Raw genomic sequence first — 15,481 nt, forward strand, 5'->3', positions numbered from 1 at the left:
CTCAGTCACGATGGCCGCGGTTCCTCGGATTGAAAACGCTCCAGCCCGACACGCCGCACAAACGCGCCGAACCCTTCGCCCGGCCCGCGCTCGCGGACATAAGCCTCCAGCACCGGCCGCACCGACGCGACCAGCTCATTGAGCGACACCATCTCTCGGAACCGTTCGCTCAGCACCGTGCCGAAGCGATCGCCGCCCAGGTACACCTCGTACTTGCCCAGGGTGCGGCCGACGAACGCGATCTCCCCGACATACGGGCGCGAACAGCCGTTGGGGCAGCCCGAGATGCGGATCGTGATCGCCTCTTCGGAGAGCCCCAGCTCTTCGAACAGTCGCTCAAACGCCGCGACGACGTCGGGAAGAATCCGCTCCGCTTCGGCCACCGCCAGGCCGCACGTCGGCAGGGCGACGCAGGCCATGGCGTTTTTCCGCACGGTCGAAAGTTCCGCCGGAAGCGGCACCCCCGCTTCGCGCAAGCGCTTTTCGACGTCAGGACGATGTTCGTCCCGAATTCCGCTGAGGATGATGTTTTGCTGGGCCGTCAGCCGAATGGAAGGACGAAATTCGCGCACGATGTCGCGGAGCGCCGACTTTAAGCGCACCGCCTCGGTGTCCTGGATGCGTCCGCTGGGGATGAAAAGACCGAGCCCGCTTAAGCCGTCCTCCTCCCGCTGCCAGCCCAAATGGTCTCCGCTGCTTTCCCAGACCAGCCGGCGCGGTTCGGCGAGGCGATACCCGATCCGGTGTTCCACCGCTTCGCGAAACCACGGAATCCCCTTCTCCTCTACGAGATACTTCATGCGGCCGAGGCGGCGATTTTCCCCCCGATGCCCGTAGTCGCGATAGACCGTGACGATGGCGGTCACGACGTCGACCAGCCGTTCCCGCGGCACATAGGCGAAAGGGCTGGCCACCCGCGGATAGGTGTGCACATCGTGGGCGGCCCGTCCCATGCCGCCGCCGATGAGGATCGTGTAGCCGACGACATGCCGGCGACCTTCATCGAGATGTGCCACGAGGCCGACGTCGTTGGCGTAGACGTCGACGCAGTTGTCCCCCTCCGGCGTGAGGGCGATCTTGAACTTCCGCGGCAGGTACGCCTCTTTGTACAGGGGCTCTTCCGGTTGATGTTCCGGAAGTTCGACCGGCTCGCCGTCCAGCCAGATCTCATACGGCGCATTCGTCCTCGCGCCGAGGCGATCGGCCAGCGCCAGCATGTCTTCGCGGAGCTCCGCCCGGGATGGGTCGTCGCCCGGGGCGGGACAGCAGACGATGTTCCGCACCAGGTCCCCGCAGGCGCCGAGCGTCGTCAGAAGCGCCTCGTGAATCGAGCGGATGGTCGCTTTCAGGTGGCTTTTGACGACGCCGTGCAGCTGAATCGTTTGGCGATCCGTGAGGCGGAGCGTCCCGTAATCGCTGTACTGATCGGCAAGCCGGTCGAAGGTCAGGTACTGCTCCGGCGTCAGCACGCCGCCCGGGATGCGGGCGCGGACCATCATCATCCAGTGCCGGTCTTTTCCCTCTTTCTTGAGCTTTGGCCGAAGATCTCGATCGTCCTGCTGATAAACCCCATGAAACTTCAGGATTTGCACGCTTTCTTCGGAGAACTTGGGCGCGTCGTTCTGAAGTTCTTCCTTGATGTGGCCGCGGAGATAACGGCTTTCGCGCTTGAGGATTTCCACCGCGTTCAACGCCTGCGCATCATTCCGCGGATCTTGATCCCGTTCCTCCCGTTCAGCCCGCTCTTGCGCATCCGACCGCTCCTTCTCACGTGCCATGGATCGCCACTCCTTTCTCTTCCAGGTCCCGGATGAGCACCTCCGCCACCTCCGGCCGCGTGAACTTGGGAGAAGGCTTTTCTCCGCGGCGCAGCATCTCGCGCACCTTGGTCCCGGACAAAAGGGAGCGGTATTCCGCCGGGTGGGGGCAGGTTTTCTCCGACGCCATGCCGTCGCATTTCTCACAATAGAAGCTGTTCTCGAAGAAGAGAAGCGTGAGGCCGATTTCCTCGGGCTTGAAGTTCTTGAAAATGTGCTGCGCCTCATACGTACCGTAATAATGGCCGACGCCAGCGTGATCGCGCCCGACGATGAAGTGCGTGCAGCCGTAATTTTTGCGGACCAAAGCGTGCAACACCGCCTCCCGCGGGCCGGCGTAGCGCATCGCCGCTGGATAAACCGAAAGAAGCACGCGATCCCGCGGGTAATAATGCTCGAGGAGCACCTCGTAGCTCCGCAGACGGACATCCGCAGGAATGTCATCGGCTTTCGTCTCGCCGATCAACGGGTGGAGAAAAAGGCCGTCGACGATCTCCAGGGCGCTTTTTTGAATGTATTCGTGGGCGCGATGGATCGGATTGCGCGTCTGGAAACCGACGACCGTCCGCCATCCGCGGCGCCGGAAGGCTTCTCGCGCCTCCGCCGGATCGAGGCAATACTTTTGAAACCCCTCCCGCTTCGGCCGGTCGAGCAGCCAAACGGGGCCGGCGACATAGCGGCCGGGCTGCGCGTACAGCCTGCGGACGCCCGGATGCGCGTCTTCCGTCGTCCGGTAAACCGCCTCCGCCTCGCGCCTGGGATCATACGGATAGACCTCGGTGATCTCGATCACGCCGTAGACGACGCCGTCTTCCTCCCCGACGAGCGCCGCCTCCTGTCCGGCCCGAAGGCGCCGGGCCAACTCCTCGTCCACCGGCAACGTGATCGGGATCGGCCACACCGTTCCGTCTCTAAGCCGCATCGACGTGAGGACGCTTTCGTAATCTTCTCGGCCGAGAAAACCGACAAGCGGCGAGTAAGCGCCGACGCCGATCAGTTCCAGATCGGACAGCGCCCGGGGTGAAAGAAGGAGGCGCGGAAGGAACCGGCTTCGGAGAAGCGCCTCGCGACGCGCCTCGCCGGTCAGCACGCGGTGAACGAGATGGCCGCCATGGGGCAAAACGGCCGGCTCCAATGCAACCCCTCCTCTGATAAAGCGTTTCGTATACGACTCCAGCGCTTCTTGAACATACAGCGCTTCTTAAAAGCGCCTTCCTCAGCTTCAGCGATATCCTGACGACGCTTTCAGCCGTGCAAGCCGCATTCCGTCTTATCGAAGGGCGACCAGCGCCCCGCGCGCAGATTTTCGCCCGGTTGCACCGGGCGCGTGCAGGGCGCGCAGCCGATGCTCGGATATCCCCGATCGTGAAGCGGGTTGTACGGCACATCATGCGCCCGGATATAGTTCCACACGTCATCCCACGTCCAATAAGCCAGCGGATTGACCTTCACGACGCCGAACTTCCCGTCGATCTCGAACACTTCCGCCCGCGCGCGGGTCGGCGCCTGCTCCCGGCGGATGCCGGTGATCCAGCCGTCCAGTCCGGCCAGCACCTGCTCCAGGGGCTGAACCTTGCGCAGGTAGCAGCACAGGTCCGGATCCCGGCTCCAGAGCGCCTCGCCGTATTCCGCGGCCTGCGCTTCGAGGCTCAAGTCCGGGCGAATGCGGCGCAGGTTCGGAATGCCGTAGCGCCGAACCGCCTCATCCCGAAGCGCGTACGTCTCCGGGAAGAACAAATCCGTATCCAGGTAGAACACGGACGCCTCTGGGTCGATTTTCATCAAGAGGTCCAGGATGACCAGGTCTTCCGCGCCGAAGCTGCACGCCAACGCGAGGCGCGGAATGCGCTCGAGCGCCGTGCGCAAGATTTCCTCCGGGGGCGCGTCCCTCAGCGTTTCGGCCAGCGAACGGATTTCCTCCGGATCGAGCACCAGATCGGCCATCGCCATCCCTCCTCCTCCCTTTGATCGCCTGATCGCCTCGCCTTATCGCCGCGCCGCCGCCGGGCCCGACGCCTGCGGGGGCGGGTTCCCTCGCGGCGCTTCCGCCGATCCGTCGGCCGCCGGCCCTTGGTGCCGGGCCGGATGACGGGGTTGTAAGGCGTTTTCGTTTTCCACCACGGCCATCTTCTCACCCTGGAAAACGTACAAGCGGCGGATAAACACCCGCACTTCGTCTCCGGGCCGCGGCACTTCCCGCTCCGACGGGAGATACACAGGCAGCGTCTTCCCGCCCACCGCCACCTCGACCTGCCATTCGCGGCCGCGAAAATGCACCCTCTGCACGATGCCCGTTTCCGACGGAAGATCCCAACGTTCGTGCGGATCGCCCACTTCGACGAACTCCGGCCGGACGATGGCCAAGGCGTCCGGATCCACATGTTCAAACCCTTTGAGCGTCGAGGGGCGGGGGATCTCGATGGACTCCCCGAGAAAACGGGCCACAAAAGGCGTCCGGGGCCTCCGGTACACCTCGAGGGGCGGGCCTTGCTGCTCGAGGCGTCCCTCGTTCATGACGATGAGCTCATCCGCCATTTCCACCGCCTCTTCCTGGTCGTGCGTCACAAAAATCGTCGTGATCCCCAGGCGCCGGACCATCTCCCGCAGCCAAGCGCGGAGGCTTTTTCGCACCTGGGCGTCGAGGGCGGCAAACGGCTCGTCGAGCAGGAGCAGCTCCGGCTCCGGCGCCAGGGCCCGGGCGAAGGCCACCCGCTGCCTTTGCCCGCCGGAAAGCTCTTGGGGAAAGCGCCGCTCCAAGCCGCTCAACCCGACGAGCGCGAGGAGGTCCCGGACCCTCGCTTCGATCTCCCGGTCGGATCTTTTTTGCACACGCAAGCCAAAGGCGATGTTCTCGAAGACGGTCATATGCGGAAAAAGCGCGTAGTGCTGAAAGACCAGGCCGATGCGCCGCTTTTGCGGCGGGACGCCGATGACGGAGCGTCCGCCGAAGCGGATCTCGCCGGCATCCGGAATTTCCAGCCCCGCGAGAAGCCGGAGGACCGTCGTCTTGCCGCTCCCGCTCGGACCGAGGAGCCCGACCAGCTTCCCTTTTTCGACGGCAAAGTCGATCCCTTTGACGGCTGCAAATCGTCCGAAACGCTTCCAGAGCCCCCGGACCTCCACGGACATCGCTCACCCTCCTTCCTCGCCGCCCGCAAGAAAGCCCGCCGGTCCGCCTCCCGCCCGTCGAAGGTGACGCCGCTCCACGCTTTGCCGGATCCCAAGGGTGACCAGCGCCAGAAGCGCGAGCAGCGAAGCCACGGCAAAGGCGGCCGTAAACCGGTACTCGTTGTACAAGATCTCGACGTGCAACGGAATCGTGTTCGTCTGCCCCCGGATGTGCCCGGAGACGACCGACACGGCGCCGAATTCGCCCATCGCCCGGGCGTTCGTCATCACCAGACCGTACAAAAGCGCCCATCGGACGTTCGGCAGGGTCACCCGCCAGAAAATCCGGAGACCGCCGGCGCCGAGGGTCAGCGCCGCCTCCTCCTGCGCCGTCCCCAGCGCCTGCATCGTCGGGATCAGTTCCCGGGCCACGAACGGAAACGTCACGAACACCGTGGCCAGCACCAGCCCCGGAAATGCAAAGACGATCTGGAGGCCCCGTTCCGCAAGCCAGGGGCCGAACAACCCGTGCGCCCCGTAGAGGAGCACGATCATCAGCCCGGCGATGACCGGCGACACGGAAAACGGCAGGTCGATGAGCGTGACGAGCGCGTTTTTCCCTGGAAACGTGAAGCGGGTCACCGCCCACGCCGCCGCGAGGCCGAACAGCGCATTGAGCGGCACGGCGATGGCGGCGACGGCGAGCGTCAGGCGCACGGCGGACAGGGCCTCCCGTTCGGTGATCGCTGCTGCGTAGACTTTCACGCCTTTTTGCAGTGCCTCGGTGAACACGACGATGAGCGGGAGGACAAGCAGCACGCCCAGAAAAAGAAGCGCCAGGGCGATCAACATCCCCCGCACGAGGCGCGGCTCCGTCAAGTGCGGCGGACGATCCGCCGCAGGCGACCGACCCTCAAAGGCGGCCGGCTCGATGATCGTCATCGTCCTCCCCCCCGTCCATCCTTCACCGCTCGTTCTGCTCGCCTTCTGCTCGCCCTTCCTTCAGCACTCGCAAACCGCCCGGCCCGATGCGCGCGCCCCCTCCGTTTCCGCCCGACTCACGCCATCGCGCCTCCCGCTCCTCCGCCCGACCCACGCCATCGCGCCCCCCGCTCCTCCGCCCGACTCACGTCATCGCGCCCCCCGCTCCTCCGCCCGACCTACCCCTGCGCCGTCCGACGGCTCGCGCGCCCCTGCAGAAGGTTGATGAGAATGAGGATGACGAACGAAATGAGGAGCATGACCGTTCCGACGGCCGCCGCCCCGGCATAATCGTACTGCTCGGCCTTCATCATGATGAGCACCGGCGCGATCTCCGTCTTAAACGGCAGGTTGCCGGAGATGAACACGACGGACCCGTACTCCCCGACGCCCCGGGCGAAGGCCAGCGCGAAACCGGTGAGGAGGGCCGGCTTAAGCGCCGGGAGGATGACGCGGCGGAAGGTCTCCCACCGGTACGCGCCGAGCGTCGCCGCCGCTTCCTCGATCTCCTGTTCCAGGGCCTCCAGGACGGGTTGAACCGTGCGGACCACAAAGGGGAGCCCGATGAAGACGAGCGCCACCGCGATGCCGAGCGGCGTGTAGGCGATTTTCACGCCGAACGGCTTAAAAAGCTTTCCGATCCAACCGTTTTCCGCATACAGCGCGGTCAGGGCGATCCCGGCGACGGCCGTCGGCAACGCAAAGGGCAAATCGACCAGGGCATTCACGATTTCCCGGCCCCAGAACCGGTACCGCACGAGCACCCAAGCGACCAGAAGACCGAACACCGCATCCACCAGCGCCGCGCCGAGCGCCGAAAGAAAACTCAGCTTGTAGGCCGCCACCGCCCGGGGTTCGGCGACCGCCGCCCAAAACCGCTCCCCGCCGAGGGTGGCCGACTTTAAAAACAGCGCGACGAACGGCAAGAGCACGATGAGGCTCAGGTAAAACACGGTATACCCCAGGGACAGGCCGAACCCCGGAAGGACACGCCGCGTGCGGAAAACCGCCGCACGGAAAACCGTCATCCGCGCTTCCCCCCTTCCCGAAAATTCGTTTGACGTCCCGGCGACGCCCCGAAGCCCCCCCCCCCGAACTACCGCGCCCTGTTGAAGATTTGGTCGAAGAGGCCGCCGTCGGCAAAATGAAGGTCATGCATCTTTTGCCAGCCTCCCAGTTCCTCGACGGTAAACGTCTGCACCTGAAGATACTGATCGGCATACCGCTTGGCGACGGCCTCGAGACGCGGGCGGTAGAAGTGCTTGGCGGCGATCGCCTGCCCCTCTTCCGAGTACAGGTACTCGAGATACGCTTCGGCCACGTCGCGCGTGCCTTTTTCATCGACGACTTTGTCCACGACGCTCACGGGAAACTCGACCAGGATGCTCTTCGAGGGCGCCACGATTTCGAACCGGTCTTTTCCAAACTCCTGGAGCACGAACGAAGCTTCGTTTTCAAAAGCGATGAACACGTCCCCGATGCCGCGCTCGACAAACGTCGTCGTCGACCCCCGCTGCCCGGTATCGAGCACCGGAACATGACGGTACAATTCGGCGACGAACGCCTTGGCCTTCTCTTCGTCGCCATTATATTTTTGCAGGGCGTAGCCCCAGGCGGCGAGATAGAACCATTTTGCGGCTCCCGCCGTCTTCGGATTCGGCGTGATGACCTCCACGCCCGGCTTCACGAGATCGTCCCAGTCCTTGATGCCTTTCGGGTTCCCGGCCCGGACGAGGAAGACGGCCGTCGTCGTGTAAGGCGCGCTGTGATGCGGCAGGCGCGATTGCCAATGTTTATCGATCAGGCCAGCCGCCGCGATGGCGTCGATGTCGTAGGCCACGTTCAACGTCACCACGTCCGCTTTCAGGCCGTCGATCACGGCCCGCGCCTGTTTGCTCGCCGCGCCGTGCGATTGATGGATGGTGACCGTCCGGCCTGTTTGCCGCTTCCAGTAAGCGGCAAATGCCTGGTTATAGTCGGCGTAAAGTTCCCGACCGACATCGAACGAGACGTTTAAAATCTCCACGGGCGGAGCGTCTCCCTGCCGACCGTCCGCCGCCCGGCCGGACGCCGAACTTTCCTCCTGAGCCGGGAGGCGGTCGTCCCGGCCTTTCTCCCCCGTCCCGGAGGCGTTGCTGCAAGCCGCAAGCCCGGCGAAGGCGACGGCGATGAAAAGGGGAAGAAGGACGAAAACCATGAATTTGTTTCGTTGCACCATCCATCCATCCTCCTTCGAAGATTTAATAGATTCTCTCCCGCGGATGATAGATCTGATCGAAGACGCCTCCATCGGCGAAATGCGTCTCCTGCGCCTTCTTCCAGCCGCCGAACACCTCGTCGACGGTAAAAAGTTCGAGCTTCGGGAACCGGTCTGGGTACCGCTTGGCGACCGACTCGAGCCGCGGGCGGTAGAAGTGCTTCGCGGCGATCGTCTGCCCCTCTTCCGAGTACAGATACTCGAGATACGCTTCGGCCACGTCGCGCGTGCCTTTTTCATCGACGACTTTGTCCACGACCGCGACCGGCGGCTCGGCCAGGATGCTGATCGAGGGGACGACGATGTCAAACTTTTCCTTGCCGAACTCCTGGAGCGCGAGAAAGGCTTCGTTTTCCCAGGCAATGAGCACATCGCCGACGCCCCGCTCGACAAAGGTCGTCGTCGAGCCGCGCGCTCCGGTGTCGAGCACCGGCACGTTTCGGTAGAGCGACGCAAGGAAGGCCTTCGTTTGCGCTTCATCGCCGCCGAACTTCTTCAGCGCGTAGCCCCAGGCGGCCAGGTAGTTCCATCGGGCGCCGCCGCTCGTCTTCGGGTTCGGCGTGATGACCTCCACGCCCGGCTTCACGAGATCGTCCCAGTCCTTGATGCCTTTCGGGTTCCCGGCCCGGACGAGGAAGACGATCGTCGACGTATAAGGAGAGCTGTTGTGGGGGAGGCGTTTTTGCCAATCCTTGTCGATCAGGCCGACCTCCGCGATCGCGTCTATGTCGTAGGCCAGAGCCAGCGTCACCACGTCCGCCTTCAGGCCGTCGATGACGGCCCGCGCCTGCTTGCCCGAGCCCCCGTGCGACTGCTGGACGGTCACCGGTTGCCCGGTTTTGTTTTTCCAGTAGGCGGCAAACGCCTGGTTGTATTCGGCGTAAAACTCCCGCGTCGGGTCGTAAGAGACGTTCAACAGCTCGACCGGGGCCCTGGGGCCTTGACCGCCCTCGACCGCCCGTCCGGACGATGCGCCTGCCTCCCCGGACGTCGAGCTTGTGTTTTGGGAGGTGCGGCCGCAAGCGGAAAACCCCAACGCGACGGCGACGATCAAGATGAAGAAGGCGAACCCGCGCCTTTTGATCCACGTCCTCATGTTCATCTCCACTCCCTTCTTCTTTGCTTTTCAACACAAAAGGCCCCTGCTCTGCCGCCCTCGGCGGTACGCCACCTCACGGCAGATGTCAGGGGCCTCTGGTCGTCCAGTCGGCCGATGGAAAAATCGGTGCAGAACAATCGGTGCTGTTTCACAGGATGGTCAGCGATGGCGCTTGGACCCGGCCTCGTTATTTTCCTGCTTCATTCCCGCTGCGGCCGCCTGTCCCTTTGCGGCCATTTTTGCGGCCACCGGGAACCGCATCTTCTCCGTCCGGTCGATTTGTACGATTTGACCGTCATGAACCGTAATTTGAACGGTTCCGTACTCCAGGCCTTCAAGCGCCTTTTCGATGCACTCCAGCCAGGCATTGTGAGGGCGAAGGCCAATCGTTTCCGACATGGCGCTCCCTCCTTGACCATCCTGCATCCGAACGATGGGGTTCGATAAGCAACGCCGTTCTTAGGCGGTATCACGAAAAAATCCCTCTTCGACAAGAAGAGTGTCAATAGCGGATTAAAACTCCCCAAAAAAATCGCGTTCGATTCCCCACAAACAGCGGATTCAGTTCCCCAAAATCATCGCGCATCATTCCCCAGACGTATGTTCGATCTACGCGGTCACCTCCTCCTTCAGCGCATGGGTCACCCCGGCGCGCAGCTTGTCCTTCATCCGGTAGCTGTTGCCGCGGATGTTGATGGTGGTGGCGTGGTGCAGGAGCCGGTCGAGCAAGGCAGAGGCCAGCACCTGGTCACCGAAGAGTGTCCCCCAGTTGGTGAAGCTGGTGTTGGACGTGATGATCAGGGAGCCATGCTCGTAGCGCTCCGACACGAGCCGGAAGAAGTTCGCGGCGTCCAAGGCGTCAAGCGGCAAGTAGCCGACTTCGTCGCAGATCAGCAGCTTCGGCTGGGTGTAGATGCGCAGGCGCTTGTCCAGCCGTCCCTCTTGGTACGCCCGTCGCAAGTCAGCGACCAGCTTCTGCATGGTCACGAAGTAGACGCTCATGCGCTGTCGAATCGCCTCCATCCCCAGGGCCACCGCAAGGTGGGTCTTGCCCACCCCCGGCGGTCCCAGGAAGATGACGTTGCTGCCCTCCCGGATGAACGTCAAGCCGGCCAGTTCGCGTATTTGTCGCTCATCGACGGACGGCTGGAACGAGAAATCGAAATCTGCAAGGGTCTTGTGATACGGGAAGTTGGCCATGCGGAGTCTGGCGTGCATGTAACGGCTGTATCGCTCCTCCTGCTCAGCATCCAGCAGTCTGTGCAGGAACTCCGCATAGGTCGCCTGGTGCCCCGCTGCCCACTCCACGCACGCCGGCAGCACCGCCGCGGCGCGCTTCAATCCCAGCTCCAGCAGCTGCTCCTCGGCCTTGGCCAAAACCAACGCCTCACTCATTGCCCCTGACCTCCCATCGCGATCTGCTCATAGACGGACAGCTCCCGCTGCTCCACGTCCGGCCCGATTTGCAACCCTGGCACCTTGCCTCGATCCGGATGAGGCGTCCCAGCCGGGATGCCCTTGAAGTGCTCAGGGTCGGTTGAGACCTGGTGCCTGCCTGTGAGCACGCGGTGTTCGGCAATGACCTGCCCGCCGTACTCGATCTGCAGGCGGCCTGACTCAAACTCCCGGACCAGCACGGTGTGCCCCACATACCGCCATGGAACGGTGTACATGTTCGTGTTCCAGGAGATGCGACAATCGCTCATGACCTTGCGCATATCGGCGTACGCCAGCGTGTACCGGCTCTTAGGCAGGGGCTTAAGCGTCTCGGCCTGAAACCGCACCACCGGCTGCTCCCGCGTCGTGCCGTGGATGCGCACATTAGCCACCGTATCCCGCCAGATGGCACCTTGCCGGTTCAGGTCGTCATGGTCCACGAACGAAACCGGCCAGAAGCTGGACCGGATATACCCGATGGGCCGTTCAATCTTCCCTTTGGTGCGACTTCGGTAGGGCTTACAGGCCTTGGGCACGAATCCGTAGTACTTGGCGAAGTCCATGTACGCCGGCTGCCAGTCGACGTGTCCATGACCGTCGTTGGCCACGACCAGCGGGGAGCAGTTGTCGCTGAGCATGACCTTTGGAACCCCGCCGAAGAACTCCAGCGCGTTCCGGAGCGCCTGGAGGATATGCCGTTGGTCCGCCGCTCTGATAAACTCCAGGTAGAGCATGCGGGAGTAGGCGAGGACCATGGCAAAGCACCATACCTTGCGCCGATGGCCCTGCGGATCCAGGTAGGGGAATGCGCCCAGGTCGATTTGCGCTTGTTCCCCCGGAGCCGTCTCAAACCGCACGGTTGCCTTGGCAGAGACAACCGGGCGGAGAGGGTGCATGAACTCGCGCAGTACGGTAATTCCGCCGGTATATCCCTGCTCCCGGATCTCGCGAAAGATTCGCTCCGCATTGAGGACGCCGATACGCATGCGCTGCTCCACATAGGCCTTGTACGGCTCCAGCTTGTGGCCTTTCACCCTACGGCTGCGCGACTTCACCCTCCCCTCCTCCTGCTGCCTCGGCTCACTCACAGCCTTGCGGATGGTTTTGCGGTCATGGCCGTATCTTCTGGCCAGTTCCGAGATGCTGACGCCCTCCTCATACAGCTTCCTGATCTCCATCTTCTCACTCTCCCTCATCACCGGCACCTCCCCAAAAGTGATGGCAGGTGCCATAGTTCGACACAGGGGTGGGGAATTCATCCCGATGATTTTGAGGAAATCATGCCGGTGATTTTGGGGAATCTTTATCCGCTGCTATTGGGGATTTTACATCCGATGTTGACAAGAGGGATTTCGAACCGCCTTCGAAATGCCCTCTTCTCATCTCTCGGAACGGCCTCGCATGCACATGCGCTCCGTCCGGACGCCTGTGACACGCGAAAAGCGCCTTCCGCAGGAGTTGGCACCAAATCTTGTGCGGAAGCGTCTCGCCCGGAGCTTGCTCCTCCGGACCCTGCGTGACCGCAGCCGATTCCGCACAAGACGGTTGCCGGGCTTCATCGGGCCAGTCCCTCCGCCGCTCTGGATAAGAAGAAGGGATCGCGTCTTCGTTTGTCCATCGCCGGCGTGGGAGTCGCCGGCGCTCACAAGGCCGTGAAAAAATCCCTCTTCGATAAGAAGAGGGATGGTTGCCGCGCATCCTCCCCCTTCTTATCTCTCGGAACGGCCTCGCGTGCGTACGTGCCTGACCGGACACCCGCGATACGCAAGGCGCGCCTTCCGCAGGAGTTGGCACCAAATCTTGTGCGGAAGCGTCTCGCCCGGAGCTTGCTCCTCCGGACCCTGCGTGACCGCAGCCGATTCCGCACAAGACGGTTGCCGGGCTTCATCGGGCCAGTCCCTCCGCCGCTCTCGATAAGAAGGTTCCCGCAGTGGGATCACGATTGAATTGTGGAAGCTTGAGACCATTTTACAAAGGAAGCTCCCCCTTGTCAAGGGCTCGGGGGCTCCATGTCAAGAAGTGTGATCAGGCGATCAGATGAGCCAAGGGAATAAAGGCCAAAAGCATCTTCCGGACAACCCCTTCGCGATTTTTGAAGCCATCACGGATCCGGTTCCGCCGTTCGATCTTCGGGTGCACGCCCTCGGTGTCGCCGTTCGTCGTCTGCCAGGGGTGATCGGCAAGGATTTCGTTCTTCCGGCGCTTAAGCGTTCGGCCCCACGGCACGAGCGCCGCGTCACTGGCTCCCTCTGCCTCAAAGCGGATCCGGTCCAAAATCGCCTTGGCTTCCTCCAGGGAGGCGGCCCGGTAGAGGTCTCGAAGCTCACCCTTGACCCCGTGAAACTGCGCCCCGTTCCGGAGTCCGGCGGATCGCGGTCGGCGCTTTCGCCGGACGCTCGGTGAGGTCTTCTTCGTTTTTGAGAAGCGGCCAGCGGGGAAGACGGTAGCCCGTGACCTCTTGTTCCACCCGCCGGGCCTCATCCACCCGGCGGCCCGCATCCTGAAGCACATGAAACGGATCGGCCACCACACGCGCTTCCGGAAGGACCCGCTGAATCAGCTTCTTCCAGCTCTCCTTGAGGTCGATCGTCACCGCCCGGATCTTTTTCCGGACGGATTCCGGAAGGCGCTTCAAAAAGGCTTCCAGCGTCCTAAGCCGATCGTCCGGCAAAAGGAGGGAAGTCGCTTCTCGGGCCAAACGCAGGTCACCGTGATACACGGCCTGTCCGCGAAAGCTGTGTTCGTCGATGCTTAAGACGACCTCCTCAAGATCCGCAAGGAGCGTCTCGATGTTCGGCGGAAACGAACGCCTCGAAGCAAAAGGCGCCGAATCGTTCCGGGGCTCAGGTTTGCCTCTTCGGCCACGCGGCGAAAGCTTCGGTCCCGCAGGTGACCGAAAAGCATGGCCATCGCCCGATCCGTCATCCGGGCCCAGGGCTTGATGCCGGGGAAGGTCTCCGTAAACCCCTTCCGACAGAAGGCAGCGGAACCGCCGCGGCCGAATCCAGAGATAGACCGGCTTTTGATCCACCCACGTGTGCAGTTTACGTCGCCACTTTGACGAACGGCTGTGAACAGAACGGCTGATGGCCTGGCAATGGGGACAGCGCGCTTCCTTTTTCGGCCGCCCGGCATACACATCGACGCTCTGCTCGTTTTGCTCAAGGCGATAGATGATCCAGCCTTGAAGACCGAGAGCGTGCCCAATAGACTATTTCATAGGCGGTCGGAGCCTCCTTGGGATGTGGTGTGTTGTTGATGACTATCCCATTAGCGCTTTGACCGCCTTTTTCCTGCTTGAGCAACCACACTTTTTAGCTTAGAGCCCGTTTATCGACGTCGATCGACACGGTTGACAGGCTCCTTAGTTCGCGTCGCCGTGAGGATCAACGGAGTACTTATCCCCTGCCGTCGGCTCGCCTCGGCGAGGAATGCTGCCAGCCATCCCAGTGCATCCAACGACCACTCCGACAGGGTGCCGCGAAACGTGACCCGGTGTCGAGAAGGCCCGAGCCACAGGTGGTTCGGGATGCCGGGCTCCAGATGCACGGCGTCTTCGTCCACCAGGGAGAGCGAATCACACGTGAAGACGTCCTGCTTGATTCCCTGCATCCACTGAAGCATTTCGGGCGCTGCTGAGGGGAGGGTCGAATCCTGGCCGCCCTCCAGCGTGATTCGCACCTCTGTCCGGAAGCGGGAGGCACAATCGGCGAACCAGCCGGTGGCCTGGAGCAGCGCTCCCACAGCGTCCAGGCGCGACGAGGCGCCCGCTGGCGCGTCGAGGCTGTGCACGGGCAGCACCACTTGCACCGCCTTCAAGCACATCTTGCCCATGCGGGCCACTACGTCGCCCGCACACGAGAGGAATGGCTGCAACGGCAGCGGCCGGTCAGCGGGAACAGGAACCGGTTCGGCCAGCGCTACCTGAAACCAGGCGATGCGAGCCGGGCTGGATCGGAAGTCTCGATCCAGCCCAGCGTCGTTCATGTGCCAGAGGCCGCCGGAAGTATGCTCCCTAGCCCCAGCCAGCCAGCCCATCGCAGACGACCGCGCGTAGAACAGGCTGTACGCGTCTTCAGTGGCAACGAGCGGATCGTACCACGGATGCAATTCCAGTTCGCCGTACAGAGCCGCAAACATGGTAATAGTGGGCCGCATGCCAGGGTACCTGGAAGGTTCCATGTTCGTATAACCGCCTTGCATCATCGCCGGCACTCAATGTTGACAGCCGGCGTGTAGAGCTTCCTAGGGTCGTCGGCCACGCCGACAAGGTCCACGTCAACGACGCTCCGCCATCCCGTTAGCTTAGTGCTGAGACAGTCCACACGTGCGGTCGCCCGGTTACCAGCACCGCCACCGGATCTCACCGTCTTACGGCCTGGCTCCCCAACATTTCTCCAAGTACCGTCACTGTAATACTCCTGCAGTTGCACAGTAACAACGGCGTATGTGGCAGGACAGTCAACGTTTTGCCACCACCCGTGCGCAGACGCTGCGATGCCTGTTGAAGATCTGTGGACATAGTCGCCTCGCGTATAGAACTTACAGAAACGAAGCGCCTCCGTGGCGTCCGTACTGCTCCCCCATTGACCGGATTCCTCCAAGCCCGCCACGTCACCTGCAGGGGCGGCCGTGGGCACGGCAGCGGGCACCGATGGATGGGCCGCAGTGACAAAGATCCAAGAGTTTGCGAGTAGTACCGCACTCATCGTCACGACGACAGATACTGACAAAGCCCTTTGGAAGCGGCCAAACGATACCCAGGCCAACCATGCGAGCCAT

At 62.8% G+C, this 15,481-nt stretch carries 15 protein-coding genes, 1 pseudogene and 2 riboswitches; all 16 genes and pseudogenes read right to left on the reverse strand.

All coding sequences use genetic code 11. From position 1 onward, the window contains the following. Window positions 1-5 precede the first annotated feature (5 nt). The 16 genes and pseudogenes from K2M58_RS09060 to K2M58_RS09135 all read right to left on the reverse strand — a co-directional run bounded on the left by K2M58_RS09060 (window position 6) and on the right by K2M58_RS09135 (window position 14,839). Window positions 6-1,778, reverse strand: a complete 1,773-nt coding sequence (locus tag K2M58_RS09060; protein ID WP_220677296.1) for an NADPH-dependent assimilatory sulfite reductase hemoprotein subunit — start codon at window positions 1,776-1,778, stop codon at window positions 6-8. Beyond that, window positions 1,768-2,952, reverse strand: a complete 1,185-nt coding sequence (sat, locus tag K2M58_RS09065; protein WP_220677297.1) for a sulfate adenylyltransferase — start codon at window positions 2,950-2,952, stop codon at window positions 1,768-1,770. Before sat ends, K2M58_RS09060 begins: the two co-directional genes overlap by 11 nt. 110 nt (window positions 2,953-3,062) lie before the next feature. Next, complete coding sequence (locus tag K2M58_RS09070) at window positions 3,063-3,761, reverse strand: phosphoadenylyl-sulfate reductase (RefSeq protein WP_220678872.1); 699 nt, start codon at window positions 3,759-3,761, stop codon at window positions 3,063-3,065. A 42-nt stretch (window positions 3,762-3,803) separates the two neighbouring features. Beyond that, a complete protein-coding gene (locus tag K2M58_RS09075; RefSeq protein WP_220677298.1) occupies window positions 3,804-4,946 on the reverse strand; it encodes a sulfate/molybdate ABC transporter ATP-binding protein in 1,143 nt (380 codons plus the stop codon). 3 nt (window positions 4,947-4,949) lie between these two features. Further along, the gene (gene cysW / locus K2M58_RS09080; protein WP_220677299.1) at window positions 4,950-5,867 is read right to left on the reverse strand and encodes a sulfate ABC transporter permease subunit CysW; all 918 of its coding nucleotides are present in this window, start codon (window positions 5,865-5,867) and stop codon (window positions 4,950-4,952) included. A gap of 218 nt (window positions 5,868-6,085) precedes the next feature. Beyond that, window positions 6,086-6,934 (reverse strand): sulfate ABC transporter permease subunit CysT, encoded by an 849-nt coding sequence (cysT, locus tag K2M58_RS09085; RefSeq protein WP_066200531.1) that lies wholly within the window; start codon window positions 6,932-6,934, stop codon window positions 6,086-6,088. 68 nt (window positions 6,935-7,002) lie between these two features. Continuing rightward, window positions 7,003-8,124: a sulfate ABC transporter substrate-binding protein gene (locus K2M58_RS09090; RefSeq protein ID WP_220677300.1), complete on the reverse strand. Its 1,122-nt coding sequence runs from the start codon at window positions 8,122-8,124 to the stop codon at window positions 7,003-7,005. A 22-nt stretch (window positions 8,125-8,146) separates the two neighbouring features. Beyond that, window positions 8,147-9,265, reverse strand: coding sequence for a sulfate ABC transporter substrate-binding protein (locus tag K2M58_RS09095; protein ID WP_252393435.1), 1,119 nt, complete (start codon window positions 9,263-9,265; stop codon window positions 8,147-8,149). A gap of 156 nt (window positions 9,266-9,421) precedes the next feature. Continuing rightward, window positions 9,422-9,661 carry a YezD family protein gene (locus K2M58_RS09100; RefSeq protein WP_220677301.1) on the reverse strand — a complete coding sequence of 80 codons (240 nt, stop codon included), beginning with the start codon at window positions 9,659-9,661 and terminating at the stop codon, window positions 9,422-9,424. 210 nt (window positions 9,662-9,871) lie between these two features. Further along, on the reverse strand, window positions 9,872-10,657 hold the full coding sequence (gene istB / locus K2M58_RS09105) for an IS21-like element helper ATPase IstB (RefSeq protein WP_220676869.1): 786 nt from the start codon (window positions 10,655-10,657) through the stop codon (window positions 9,872-9,874). Further along, the gene (gene istA / locus K2M58_RS09110) at window positions 10,654-11,931 is read right to left on the reverse strand and encodes an IS21 family transposase (RefSeq protein WP_252393391.1); all 1,278 of its coding nucleotides are present in this window, start codon (window positions 11,929-11,931) and stop codon (window positions 10,654-10,656) included. The genes istB and istA overlap by 4 nt, the downstream gene beginning before the upstream one ends. 144 nt (window positions 11,932-12,075) lie before the next feature. Then, window positions 12,076-12,290: riboswitch (SAM riboswitch) on the reverse strand. Window positions 12,291-12,405: 115 nt separating this feature from the next. Then, window positions 12,406-12,619, reverse strand: a riboswitch (SAM riboswitch). 105 nt (window positions 12,620-12,724) lie between these two features. Next, window positions 12,725-12,994: a transposase gene (locus K2M58_RS12675; RefSeq protein WP_252393616.1), complete on the reverse strand. Its 270-nt coding sequence runs from the start codon at window positions 12,992-12,994 to the stop codon at window positions 12,725-12,727. A 28-nt stretch (window positions 12,995-13,022) separates the two neighbouring features. After that, entirely contained in the window at window positions 13,023-13,490 is a 468-nt protein-coding gene (locus K2M58_RS12890) for a transposase (RefSeq protein WP_354667536.1), read from the reverse strand. Then, window positions 13,451-13,726, reverse strand: coding sequence for a helix-turn-helix domain-containing protein (locus K2M58_RS12995; protein WP_354667537.1), 276 nt, complete (start codon window positions 13,724-13,726; stop codon window positions 13,451-13,453). The genes K2M58_RS12890 and K2M58_RS12995 overlap by 40 nt, the downstream gene beginning before the upstream one ends. Further along, a pseudogene (locus K2M58_RS13000) lies at window positions 13,692-13,838 on the reverse strand (hypothetical protein); the annotation flags it as partial. The gene K2M58_RS12995 and the pseudogene K2M58_RS13000, both read right to left, overlap by 35 nt. Window positions 13,839-14,029: 191 nt before the next feature. Continuing rightward, window positions 14,030-14,839, reverse strand: coding sequence for a hypothetical protein (locus K2M58_RS09135; RefSeq protein WP_220677305.1), 810 nt, complete (start codon window positions 14,837-14,839; stop codon window positions 14,030-14,032). Between the last annotated feature and the right edge of the window lie 642 nt (window positions 14,840-15,481).

This window comes from Hydrogenibacillus sp. N12 (assembly GCF_019645935.1).
Taxonomy (GTDB): Bacteria; Bacillota; Bacilli; order Thermicanales; family DSM-22653; genus Hydrogenibacillus; species Hydrogenibacillus schlegelii.

Excerpts from the sequence above, each read along its gene's own strand:
- K2M58_RS09060 (WP_220677296.1), bottom strand. The coding sequence starts at position 1,778 with ATGGCACGTGAGAAGGAGCGGTCGGATGCGCAAGAGCGGGCTGAACGG.
- K2M58_RS09070 (WP_220678872.1), bottom strand. The coding sequence starts at position 3,761 with ATGGCCGATCTGGTGCTCGATCCGGAGGAAATCCGTTCGCTGGCCGAA.
- K2M58_RS09075 (WP_220677298.1), bottom strand. The coding sequence starts at position 4,946 with ATGTCCGTGGAGGTCCGGGGGCTCTGGAAGCGTTTCGGACGATTTGCA.
- cysW (WP_220677299.1), bottom strand. The coding sequence starts at position 5,867 with ATGACGATCATCGAGCCGGCCGCCTTTGAGGGTCGGTCGCCTGCGGCG.
- cysT (WP_066200531.1), bottom strand. The coding sequence starts at position 6,934 with ATGACGGTTTTCCGTGCGGCGGTTTTCCGCACGCGGCGTGTCCTTCCG.
- K2M58_RS09090 (WP_220677300.1), bottom strand. The coding sequence starts at position 8,124 with ATGGTGCAACGAAACAAATTCATGGTTTTCGTCCTTCTTCCCCTTTTC.
- K2M58_RS09095 (WP_252393435.1), bottom strand. The coding sequence starts at position 9,265 with ATGAACATGAGGACGTGGATCAAAAGGCGCGGGTTCGCCTTCTTCATC.
- K2M58_RS09100 (WP_220677301.1), bottom strand. The coding sequence starts at position 9,661 with ATGTCGGAAACGATTGGCCTTCGCCCTCACAATGCCTGGCTGGAGTGC.
- istB (WP_220676869.1), bottom strand. The coding sequence starts at position 10,657 with ATGAGTGAGGCGTTGGTTTTGGCCAAGGCCGAGGAGCAGCTGCTGGAG.
- istA (WP_252393391.1), bottom strand. The coding sequence starts at position 11,931 with ATGGCACCTGCCATCACTTTTGGGGAGGTGCCGGTGATGAGGGAGAGT.
- K2M58_RS09135 (WP_220677305.1), bottom strand. The coding sequence starts at position 14,839 with ATGTTTGCGGCTCTGTACGGCGAACTGGAATTGCATCCGTGGTACGAT.